The sequence below is a fragment of the Archangium sp. genome (genome assembly GCF_036277355.1).
Lineage (GTDB): Bacteria > Myxococcota > Myxococcia > Myxococcales > Myxococcaceae > Archangium.
Map to the genome: position 1 here is coordinate 1 of NZ_DASUNC010000067.1, position 7,283 is coordinate 7,283.

Here is a 7,283-nt window from a genome sequence, read left to right on the forward strand (position 1 = left end):
CGTGTGGCACCACCCCATCATCGCGCTGGAGGCCCCGGCGGAGTTCGCGATGCTCGCCTGGGAGGACGGCGGCGCGGGAGACTGCGTGGTGCGGCAGTTCCCGGAGCCGCTGCGCGTCCTCGTCGAGGTCTGAGCCCTTACAGCGAGCCGAAGTTCTGCGTCCAGTAGTGCGCGTAGGTGCTTCCGGAGGCGCGGTAGTAGTAGCCCACGCCCAGGTGCTTGTAACTGGGGTCCATGATGCCGTTGCAGTGCCCGCTGCTGTTCATCCAGCTCGTCACCACCGCGCTCGGAGTGGCTTGCCCGGCTGCGATGTTCTCCCCCGCAGTGCGCCAAGCGTAGCCCGCCGAGGTCATGCGCTGCCAGGGCGTCCAGCCGTTGGAGCCCGTGTGGCTGAAGAAGTTGTTGAGGGCCATGTCCTTCGAGTGCTTGCGCGCGGCGCAGCGCAGCCGCGAGTCCAGGGTGAGCGCGGGCACCGGGGGCTTGTAGACGCCACCGCACGTGGCGCCCGCCGCACGCCGCTGGTTCACCAGCGTGAGCACCTGGTTCTCGTAGCTCGCCCAGGTCGAGTTCCAGGTGATCACGTCGTCACAGTACGCCTGGGCCGTGACCGCCCTGTCCTCGGAGGGAGCCTCCTCCGCCTGCACGCCCTCTCCGATGACTCCCTCGGGCGTGACCTCGATCTGCTCCTCGCCCCCACAGCCCGCCAGCAGCACGGCTCCGACCAGCACGGCAATTCCACGATTCATTCGCATGACTCCAACATTCTTTCTTTCAGGGATCGTTGTCCCCGGTGCTCAAGGCTCCCAGGACCGGAGGCACGCCCTGTAGTTCGTGCTTTCCAGTGATTGCCGTTCTAACACTCCTGGTATGTTTGTGCAAGCGCCGTAGAATCTCCGTCCACCTCTTGTCCTCAGTACTGCCCACTCATTGTCCTGAAGACCCTGTGACTTCGTTGTTTGAACGAACAAAGTCGGTGGCCCTTCCTGGAGGCGTTCGCCGCGCACCCGCGCATCGGCCAGACGAAGAAGGCCGCGCCCCAGAGCGAGAAGTCCGAGGAGTGGAGCAGGGCTGGAGAAGTGGCTGCGCGAGCAGATGGCGGGACGCTGAAGGAGAGACACATGGGCATCAGCACGCACATCCTGGACACCTCTCGTGGCCGCCCCGCCGAGGGCGTCACGGTGACGCTGCACGCACAGCAAGACGGGGGTTGGAAGGAGTTGGCGCGAGGGGTGACGAACGCGGACGGACGCGTGAAGCCGCTGCTGGAGACGATTCCCGCAGCGGGCGTGTACCGGCTGTCGTTCGATGTCTCTCCGTACTTCGCGCGGCTCGACACGGAGAGCTTCTACCCGTCGGTGTCGGTGGACTTCCGGGTCCACGCGCCGTCGGAGCACTACCACGTGCCGCTCCTGCTCAACCCCTTCGGCTTCTCGACGTACCGGGGCTGATCGCGGAGGGGCGAAGCCGAACCTCGCGGTGTTCCGCTCGGTGCCGCAGCCGCTGCCCTTCACGGTGAAGCTGCTCGAGCACCACCCGCACTCGAGCCAGGCCTTCCTGCCCCTGGTCTGCGCGCGCTTCCTGGTGTGCGTCGTGTGCGTCGCGCCAACGGAGGACTCGGGGGGGCCCGGACGTGGAGCGGCTCGCCGCGTTCGTGTGCGGCCCGGGGCAGGGGGTGAACTACCACCGGGGCGTGTGGCACCACCCCATCATCGCGCTGGACGCTCCGGCGGAGTTCGCTCGCTGGGGGGCGCCTATTGCGGAGGCAGGAAGTCGTTGTTCATGAACGCCTGGTTGAACTGGGTGTCCACGAGGTTTCCGGTGGCGTCGAAGCAGGAGATGCTCACCCGCGCGCCGTCGCCGGAGTTGCTCCATCCGCCCACCTTGCAGTGCTCGGAGCCGGAACCGTAGGCGGTGACGAGCGTGGTGGAGCTGGCGTTCCAACCCCAGTCCGTGGGGCCGGTGGCCTTGAGGCCGGGGTATTGCACCCAGAAGGAGCCGAGGCTCGAACGGCCCGCGGTGTTGGTGCCGCCGTAGCTGTTGAACTGGTACCAGCTATAGGGCGTGTAGCTGGCCGAGACCTTGTCGTGCGCCCACACGAAGCCGGTGGGGGCGTTCAGCGTGGGCGAGGAGGTGAAGAAGCTCAGGGTGAAGCGGCTATCGGCCGGCTGCCCGTTGGCCGCGAAGCAGCGGACGTAGGCGATGTTGGAGGAACTGGTGCTGCCCGTGCCCCAGTTGACGACCTTGCAGTACTCGCTGCCATCGCCGTAGGCGGTGACGAGCAGCGAGCTGGGGAACTCGGAGGTCTGGCCGGTGAGGGTGACGTTGTAGTTGCCCGTGGTGGTGCGGGCCACCGTGCTCAGCAGGCCGCTGGCATTCCACTGGTAGGTGGAGCTGGGCGTGTAGGAACTGGTGGCGGTGGGGAAGTCGGTCCAGAGATAGGCGCCCCACTGTCCCCCAGGGGTGGTGAGCTGCTGCGAGTTGTAGAGGGCGACGAAGCGGGTGTTCACCAGGTTGCCGGCCACGTCATGGCAGCGGATGTTGATGCTGACGGTGTTGGTGGCCGAGGGGTACCAGCTGCGCACCTTGCAGCGCTCGCTGCCGTAGCCGTACGCGGACACCTGCACGTTGCCGCCCGAGCCGGTGAAGTGGGTGATGTCGACGCGGTAGTCGCCGGTGGACACGTTGACGACGCGCAGGGTGCCGCCCCGCGAGTTGTACGCATAGGACGCAGGCGGGGTGTAGTCGCCGGTCAGGTTGCCGGCCCATACCCAGGCGTAGCCCGTGTCCGCGGCCAGGGCCGCCGCGGGCGCCAGGGTCAGCACCGATACCACCGCTCCCGTCAGCAGCTTCCACCTGTTCACCCTGCTCGCGTGTCTCATGGCCATGGTCTCCGGGACCTGCTCGGGGACAGAAGCGTCCACACCGGAAATACTGATAGCTCAGGATGAGCATGGAATTCAAGCTGAGCAGATTTTTCCGGGTGGAGGACCTCCGGTAGGCAAGGCCGCCAGGGGAGGAGGCAGGCCCTGTCCTTCAGGTCCTCGTCGAGCTCTGAGGCCTCTGTGAGCGCACGGGAGCCAGAGCGTGAAGCAGGCGGGCCCCGCTCCCCATGTACGGGAGGGGGGGCCTTCGTGCGTCCGGCGGTGGTGCTACTCCAACTCCTCCACCGTCACCACCTTCTCCGGCATCACGGACCGGACGGCACAGTCCTTCGCCTCGAGGAGGTGGCGGAGGGCGGCGGTGCGCTTCTCACCCGCACAATCAAGAGGCCCCGTCCTACGGGAACGTCACCTTGGGGATGCTCAGGGTGCGCCCTGCCGCGTCCCACAGTTGCAACGTCACCTCTTCGGAGGGCGCCCCGGGGCCAACGTCGGCCTCAATGAAGACACGCCACGTCTGGCCAGGGGCGATGGCTTCGGGCTGGGCGATCGTCACCCCCTCCAACTTCTCGCCGGTGGCCAAAACCAGGGAGGCTCCAGCCACCAACCATGAATCGGTGCCAGCGTTCATCACCCAGGCGGCCACCGCCACTGTCTTCTCGGAGCGGTAGCTGCTGCCTCTCGTCATGAGGAGGGCACCGTCCCCGGGTTGTGCCGCCCGCACCGGGATCGGAATGGCTTTGATTCCATCCTCTCCCAGTGCTCCGCTCGCATACAGTCCCTGAAGTTTGCCCACCCGATCGAGTCCGGCGCGGAGCTGCCGGTTCTCCACGCGGAGCTGCTCGTTCTTCGCGCGTTCCTGGGCTGCTTCCTGCAGCACGGACTCCCGGGGGCGCTGGTCTCTGAATACCTCCACCTGGCGCGTCGCCTGTCTCGGGTGAGCCACCAAGGAGAAGGTGGCGCTTTGCTGCAAGAGTCCTTCCCCCCAGTGGACTGTGAGCCGGAGACGCTCTCCGGGGGTCATGTCCGGAGGCGGAATGAAGGTGAAGCCACGAGGGCCGCGCAACACTTGCGCGAAACGGGACTCGTCCTGCAACTCCACGACGGCGGGAGCGTCGAAAAAGAAGCCAGTCAGGAGACCCGGGCTGACGCAGACCTCCGGCACCACGGCTCCAGGTGCCAACTCGACGCGGTGGCTGTCCTCGCAGGCATCAGGAGCGGGAGGGGGAGTAGCAGCCATGGGACTTCCATGGAGCAGAACCAGGGCCAGTAGGGAGGGCGGGGCGGGTGGGAGCATGGGAAACGGCCTCCAAAGCGGACCTACTGGAACTGGCGCACGGCGCGGACGCTGACGCCGGAGATGACGAGCGCCCGGGTGGCCGTGCTGCCGGGCTCCATCACGACGCCGAGGACGGGATCCGACACCGACTTCATCTGCAAGCATACGGGCACGATCTCCCCGGAGGGCAACCGGGCCTCGGTGAAGCGACCATAGACACGCTTCTCGCCGATGACGACTCGCCCGGAGAAGGTGGTGTGATCCGGGAGCCCTCCCCACCGACCGATGATCTCCGCAGTGACGGGCCCCTCCTGGAGGGGCACCACTTCCACACGCGGAAGCGGAAGGACGAGGTTGATGCCGTGCGTCGAATCCACACCGAAGCGCTCGTGAGTAGCGGCAGCTCCAGGCGGGCAGTCCTCCGGCGGGGGCTGGGGACGCGGCTGGGGACCGCCGACGCAACCAGCGGAACCGGCAACGCAGCCAGCGGCAAGGAGGGAACGGGCCTGTCGGGTCTTGAGGAGGGGCTTGAGCATGGACGGTGCCTCGGTGTGAATGGGCGCGGGGGTGGATGTCGCGCCGGGGCCAACTTCCGCCGTCCTGGCTGGTTCCTCGACATCCCGGCCGGAGATGCCCTGGTGCGTCGCTTGGGCAGGAGACGACGTTGTGCGTGGGGTGTCACCGTGAGGCGCGCACAACAGGAGCACCACGGCCGCGGTGAGTCCGAGCCCGCCGGCAGCCCACCAACGCCAGCGGATCTTCCGGCGTCCGGGTTCCGCCGGAACTGGGGGGCTCTCGTGGCCGCTTCTCGGAAACATCGGTGTGCGCCAGGAGGAGTCCGCCGCGGTGCACTGCTCCAGCAGGTCCTCTGCAAGTGCCTTCGCGTCCGGGTAGCGGTCCTCGAGCTTCTTCTCCAGCAACCCCATACACACGTCGCTCAAGACCTGGGGCACACGCGGGTTGAGCTCATGCGGAGCCGGCGGAGTCTCCTCGAGGATGGCCCGATTCAACCCGGGGTTGCTCCGGTCTCCGAAGGGGAGCGTGCGCGTCAACAGGCCGTAGATGACGACTCCCAGGGCCCATAGGTCATCTCCCGGGGAGAAAGGGTAGTGCTCGCCCTCCCACTGCCGGGCGAAGCGCAACACCTCCGGGCTGCGGTACTCCGCGGTGCCCGGTGGCAGCCGCATCGTCAGACGGAGCCCCCCTTCCCTGAGGCCGGCCGCGCCGAAGTCCACCAGCACCGGTTGCCCGTCCGCTTCGCGCACGAGGATGTTGGCTTCCTTGAGGTCCCGGTGCACCACGCCCGAGGCATGCACGTCCGCCAGGGTGAGCGCCAGGGGCAACAACACCCGCATCACCAGCTCGAGCGCGGAGGGATTCTCCTCCGCGGCCCAGACGTCGAGCGTGCGGCCCTCGACGAGCTCCAGGGCCAGGACGAGGAAGCGCGGCTCCTCCTCGGGCCACAGGCCGTACCCGTGGAAGGTCACCACGTTGGGGTGCCGCACCAGGCGCAGAGCGGCGGCTTCCCGGTCACCCCGCGGGGTGATGCGCACCAGCTTGACCGCGTAGGGCTTCCCGCTCCGCCTGGCGCGGTACACGGTCCCGAAGCTGCCGGAGGCGATCGTCCCCTCGATGGTGAAGCCCGCCACCTCCGTGCCGGGAGCCACTGTTGGCACCTCTCCCCATGCCTGTCCGCCGTTGTCGTCGAACATGTCTCGTCCCTCCGGAAGTGGCGGACGCTACCAGGGCGGGGGCCGGGGGCCCCGGACGTGCAGGGTTGGGTGGGTGCGTGGTTGAACGCCGAGCGCTACGCCTGCGCCCGGGGCCTGGGCTGCTCCTGCTCTGGCAGGCCCGGATCCACGAGGGCCGCGTGGAAGGCGCCGCGCCCCACCTGGTGCCAGTCCCCGACGCGGGCGAGCTCCAGCCGGGTCTCGGATGGGATGGAGAACGCGACGCGTAAACAGTAACGGGTCCGTTCTTTCAACGTGTTGCTTTGGCTAGCATGACCGGTTCCAACAAGGAGTTGGAGATCTCGGGGCGTGTGCGGCAGTCTCACGAGCCGATGATCGCCCGTGAGCACACGCCGCCTCTCGAAGTGCCCCGGACCCGTCGAGCGGGCAGCGCGAGGCTCGCCTTCGAGCGCGTGGGGAACCGGACCGTGGTGCGCACCGCGCTCGCGCACAGCCCCTTGCGGTTGCTGACGCCGCGCAATCACGGGCACGCCGCCTGGGTCTACACCAGCTCGCTCGGAGGAGGGCTGGTGGATGGGGATCATCTCACCGTGGACCTGGACGTCGCCGAGGGCGCCGCCGCGCTGGTGTCCAGTCAGGGCTCCACGCGCGTCTACCGTTCGCCACGCGGTTGCCGGAGCGAGCTGTCCGCCCGCGTCGCGCCGGGCGCGCTGCTCGCATGGGTGCCGGACCCCACCATGTGTTTCGCGGGAGCCCGGTACACGCAGCGCCAGGACATCCAGCTCGCCCCGGGCGCCTCGCTCATCCTGATGGAGTTGCTCACCGCGGGCCGCAGCGCCGCCGGAGAGCGCTGGGCCTTCACCCACTACACATCCTCGCTCCGGGTCCACCGCGAGGGCAGGGCGCTGATCGATGAGCGCTGGTTGCTCGACCCGGCCCATGGCGTGCTGCCCGAGCGCCTCGGCCGCTTCGACGCGCTGGGGACCGTGGTCCTCGTGGGACCCGCGCTGGACTCCGCCCGCGAGGCGCTCGCCGCGCACGTGGGCCCCCTGCCCGTGACGCCCCGCTCCGGGCTCGTCTGCTCCGCGAGCCCGCTCGGGTCCGACGCACTGGTGCTCCGCGTGGCGGCCACCTCCGCCGAGGCGCTGCTGCGCACCGCGCGCGAGTGGCTGTCCTTCCTGCCCTCGCTGCTCGGGGATGACCCCTGGACACGCCGGGGCTGAGCCCCATTCCTCGCTGGCCGTGAATGACGCACCGGGCCAGGGTGGTGCAGTGGAGTGAAAGTTGAACTCTCACCCCGCCTTATTCACCAGAAGGGCTGGAGGGTGACCGGAAAAGAAGGGTGACGCGCCTGACCTCCCGAGTGGTAGAGGGGTGTTGTTCAGACAACCACCACCAAACGGCAGGAGGCGCGTCATGGGTGAAATCCTCACC

General features: G+C 68.2%; 7 protein-coding genes. 3 read left to right on the forward strand and 4 right to left on the reverse strand.

What is annotated here, in order from left to right:
* Window positions 1-137 precede the first annotated feature (137 nt).
* Window positions 138-746, reverse strand: a complete 609-nt coding sequence (locus tag VFZ09_RS17915) for a CAP domain-containing protein (RefSeq protein WP_329728806.1) — start codon at window positions 744-746, stop codon at window positions 138-140.
* A 210-nt stretch (window positions 747-956) separates the two neighbouring features.
* Here VFZ09_RS17915 and uraH point away from each other — a divergent pair, with 210 nt between their 5' ends.
* Together uraH and VFZ09_RS17925 are read left to right on the forward strand one after the other, a co-directional pair.
* On the forward strand, window positions 957-1,448 hold the full coding sequence (gene uraH, locus VFZ09_RS17920; protein ID WP_329728807.1) for a hydroxyisourate hydrolase: 492 nt from the start codon (window positions 957-959) through the stop codon (window positions 1,446-1,448).
* Between the two features lie 224 nt (window positions 1,449-1,672).
* Entirely contained in the window at window positions 1,673-1,783 is a 111-nt protein-coding gene (locus VFZ09_RS17925) for an ureidoglycolate lyase (protein WP_329728812.1), read from the forward strand.
* Here the strand turns inward: VFZ09_RS17925 and VFZ09_RS17930 are convergent.
* From VFZ09_RS17930 to VFZ09_RS17940, 3 genes are all read right to left on the reverse strand, one after another.
* Window positions 1,752-2,879 (reverse strand): hypothetical protein, encoded by a 1,128-nt coding sequence (locus VFZ09_RS17930; protein WP_329728808.1) that lies wholly within the window; start codon window positions 2,877-2,879, stop codon window positions 1,752-1,754. The genes VFZ09_RS17925 and VFZ09_RS17930 overlap by 32 nt on opposite strands.
* A gap of 397 nt (window positions 2,880-3,276) precedes the next feature.
* Entirely contained in the window at window positions 3,277-4,176 is a 900-nt protein-coding gene (locus tag VFZ09_RS17935) for a DUF2381 family protein (protein WP_329728809.1), read from the reverse strand.
* 23 nt (window positions 4,177-4,199) lie between these two features.
* Complete coding sequence (locus VFZ09_RS17940) at window positions 4,200-5,870, reverse strand: serine/threonine-protein kinase (RefSeq protein ID WP_329728810.1); 1,671 nt, start codon at window positions 5,868-5,870, stop codon at window positions 4,200-4,202.
* A 290-nt stretch (window positions 5,871-6,160) separates the two neighbouring features.
* Between VFZ09_RS17940 and VFZ09_RS17945 the strand changes: the two genes are divergently transcribed.
* Window positions 6,161-7,072: an urease accessory protein UreD gene (locus VFZ09_RS17945; RefSeq protein WP_329728811.1), complete on the forward strand. Its 912-nt coding sequence runs from the start codon at window positions 6,161-6,163 to the stop codon at window positions 7,070-7,072.
* Window positions 7,073-7,283 lie beyond the last annotated feature (211 nt).

What these genes read in the sequence shown, in the direction of transcription:
- VFZ09_RS17945 (WP_329728811.1), top strand. Translation starts at nt 6,161, where the DNA reads ATGACCGGTTCCAACAAGGAGTTGGAGATCTCGGGGCGTGTGCGGCAG.
- VFZ09_RS17930 (WP_329728808.1), bottom strand. Translation starts at nt 2,879, where the DNA reads ATGAGACACGCGAGCAGGGTGAACAGGTGGAAGCTGCTGACGGGAGCG.
- VFZ09_RS17940 (WP_329728810.1), bottom strand. Translation starts at nt 5,870, where the DNA reads ATGTTCGACGACAACGGCGGACAGGCATGGGGAGAGGTGCCAACAGTG.
- VFZ09_RS17935 (WP_329728809.1), bottom strand. Translation starts at nt 4,176, where the DNA reads ATGCTCCCACCCGCCCCGCCCTCCCTACTGGCCCTGGTTCTGCTCCAT.
- VFZ09_RS17915 (WP_329728806.1), bottom strand. Translation starts at nt 746, where the DNA reads ATGAATCGTGGAATTGCCGTGCTGGTCGGAGCCGTGCTGCTGGCGGGC.